The sequence below is a fragment of the bacterium genome (assembly GCA_026708015.1).
Taxonomy (GTDB): domain Bacteria; phylum Actinomycetota; class Acidimicrobiia; order Acidimicrobiales; family Bin134; genus Poriferisocius.
Map to the genome: position 1 here is coordinate 1 of JAPOVT010000059.1, position 2,307 is coordinate 2,307.

A 2,307-nucleotide genomic window follows, 5' to 3' on the forward strand; every position below is an offset into this window, starting at 1 on the left:
TTTCTTCGACACGATGGACTACACCGTCTCGAACTGGATCCTGCCCCTCGGCGGTCTGACGCTGGCGATCTTCGTCGGCTGGTTCCTGAGCCGCAGCAAGTCCCGCGACGCACTGGCCGACGGCCATGGCGACGTGAGTCGCTGGTACTTCATCTGGCGCGATGTGCTGCTGCGCTTCGTCTGCCCGGTCGCGATCCTGTGGATCATCTGGGCGGTGATCGGAGGGCGGTCGTTCGCCTGACGCACGGCGGGCCAACTCGATCCCAGAGACGCGGCGGCGCGTCGAGCGCGCCGTCGATCAGTCGGCGGTTTCGAGAAAGCGCTGGAATCGCCAATCGAGAAACTCCCGGTCCGGGTGGTCCTCGGAACGCGCGGGCAGACGGAGCCCTGCGCCATCGAGTCCCTTCAGGCTCTCGAGCAGGGGACCGTCTCGGCCATCCCTGACCGACCTGGCGACGTGGATGCGGCAGTTTGTGTCCACGCCGATCAAGTCGGCATCGAACGCGGTGTGGTGAAGGGTCGACATGCAGATGCCGTTGGTCACGGTCGCCGGGCCGTCTTCGGCATCCGGCAGGATGTGCGCCCCCACGAGCAGTCGAGACAACGTCAGACCGCTGAAGGCGCAGCGATGGCCGTACGCGGACTTGGTCCGGCTGCTGAACCATGCCTGGTGATTCCTCCGCTTCGTAGCGACAAGCGTGTAGGACCGCTCACGCAGTTCGGCAGAGGAGCCGGCGGCTTGCGCGGCCTGGATGGAGCTCATCGTCGGATGGAAGGCGTCCGCGGCGGCGAGAAGGACGCGTCCGGCGTCGAAGTCGAGTTCTTCCACCCACACAGGCGAGAGCGGCTCGTACACGGCAGGCGAGACGCCAACGAAGTAGATCAGGGCCGCGCTCCGACTGTACGCCTCCTCGAGGGCCCGGTTGGTGGAATCCCCCCTGCCACCGCGAGCGAGGTCGTAGGCAAGCAGTCCTGTTCGATAGTCCGGCTCGCCCATCTGATCGCGATACCAAAACCGCCGACCCGCCCGAGGAGCCACCGTCTTGATGCTGAGCGCCGCGCTCATCTGCCTCGGCTTGAATATGCCGACGGCGCGGCCAGCGAAGTGGATCTTCTCGCCACGGAAGCGGAAGCCCCGGTCGATCACGCTCCAGGGCAGCTTGGGGCCATGCGCGAAGCGAAGCCGGTCCAGTTCAGCGAACGCGGCCGCTCGAATGGCCGCGTCAGGGTCGGCGCGTACTCCGTCGACCATCACTACTTCCAGTCGCTTCGCAGCGCGGCCAAGCCACGAGCCCCACCCTTAGGCACAACCGACCAACACACGACCGTCAGTTGGCTGGGCAGGAAGACCAGCTTCACCGATCACGAGATCGGGGCAGCACATCAGGCTCCGGCACCGGAGTCTCCGAATCGGTCCCCCAAGACGACACCCACTCGGTCATCGCCTTCTCGGACACGAAGGATCCCGCTTCGGCCTCTTCGATCGCGGTACGTATGGCGGCGCGCTTCTGGGCGCAGTTGAGCAGCATCGCCTCGATCGCCTCGCCCGCGAGGCGCGAGGGCGACCGTTGCTGCCGCTTCGCCTCAACTTCGAGGCTCTTCATGAGACTCGCGTCGATTCGCAGGCTTACGCGTTCCACTGCCATGGCGTTGATCTCCGACCGGACCGCGGCTCTATCTCAAGCCGCAACGGCAGACCTATCGTATGACGAGAACTCCTCGACCCAAGCTCAGCGTTCCAGGCGATCCGAGAGCCACGGCAGAAACTCCGGGGCGAGCCGCGCCTCGATCCTGAGTTCCAGAAGCTGCGGCACGCCCACCGGCAGCCGGCCGCGGAGCTTGACGGCGTCCTTGGAAGTCGTGACGACGGCGTCGCAACGGTGGCGGACGCATGCGGCTTCGATCGCGCGGAGGGAACGCGGCGGATAGCCGTGGTGGTCGCGGAAGCGGAGGTGGCGCACGACCTCCAGGCCGGCCGTGGCCGCAGTGCGGGCGACGCGCTCCGCGCGGGCGACGCCCGTGGCGAGCAGTGGCCGGTCCGGTGGCGGGCCGCCCGCCAGTTCGGCCCAAAGCAGCGACGCGAACACGCGGCCGGCGAAACCGTGCCGGCGCAGGATCGACCTGAAGTCGGCCGGCGGTTCGGCGCCCGCTTCGAGGCCGGTGATCACCGCGGCGTCCGCGAGGCGCGCCATGCCCAGGGGTTCGCGCAGGCGGCCGCCTGGCAGCAGCAGACCGCCGGCGAACGGGTCGTCAGCCGGGAAGGTCAGGACCTCGACGTCCCGGCGCACCCGTAGATGGGAGAAGCCG

At 67.8% G+C, this 2,307-nt stretch carries 4 protein-coding genes; 1 reads left to right on the forward strand and 3 read right to left on the reverse strand.

Features of this window, described 5'->3' with window-relative positions:
- Nucleotides 1-241: hypothetical protein (locus OXG30_15680; protein ID MCY4136329.1), on the forward strand; the 241-nt coding region annotated here is incomplete at its 5' end.
- A 57-nt stretch (nt 242-298) separates the two neighbouring features.
- Here the strand turns inward: OXG30_15680 and OXG30_15685 are convergent.
- The 3 genes from OXG30_15685 to OXG30_15695 all read right to left on the reverse strand — a co-directional run.
- A complete protein-coding gene (locus OXG30_15685; GenBank protein ID MCY4136330.1) occupies nt 299-1,252 on the reverse strand; it encodes an HNH endonuclease in 954 nt (317 codons plus the stop codon).
- A gap of 103 nt (nt 1,253-1,355) precedes the next feature.
- A complete protein-coding gene (locus tag OXG30_15690) occupies nt 1,356-1,646 on the reverse strand; it encodes a hypothetical protein (GenBank protein ID MCY4136331.1) in 291 nt (96 codons plus the stop codon).
- An 84-nt stretch (nt 1,647-1,730) separates the two neighbouring features.
- Nucleotides 1,731-2,307, reverse strand: a 577-nt coding sequence (locus tag OXG30_15695) for a tetraacyldisaccharide 4'-kinase (GenBank protein MCY4136332.1), incomplete at its 5' end; no start/stop codon positions are given.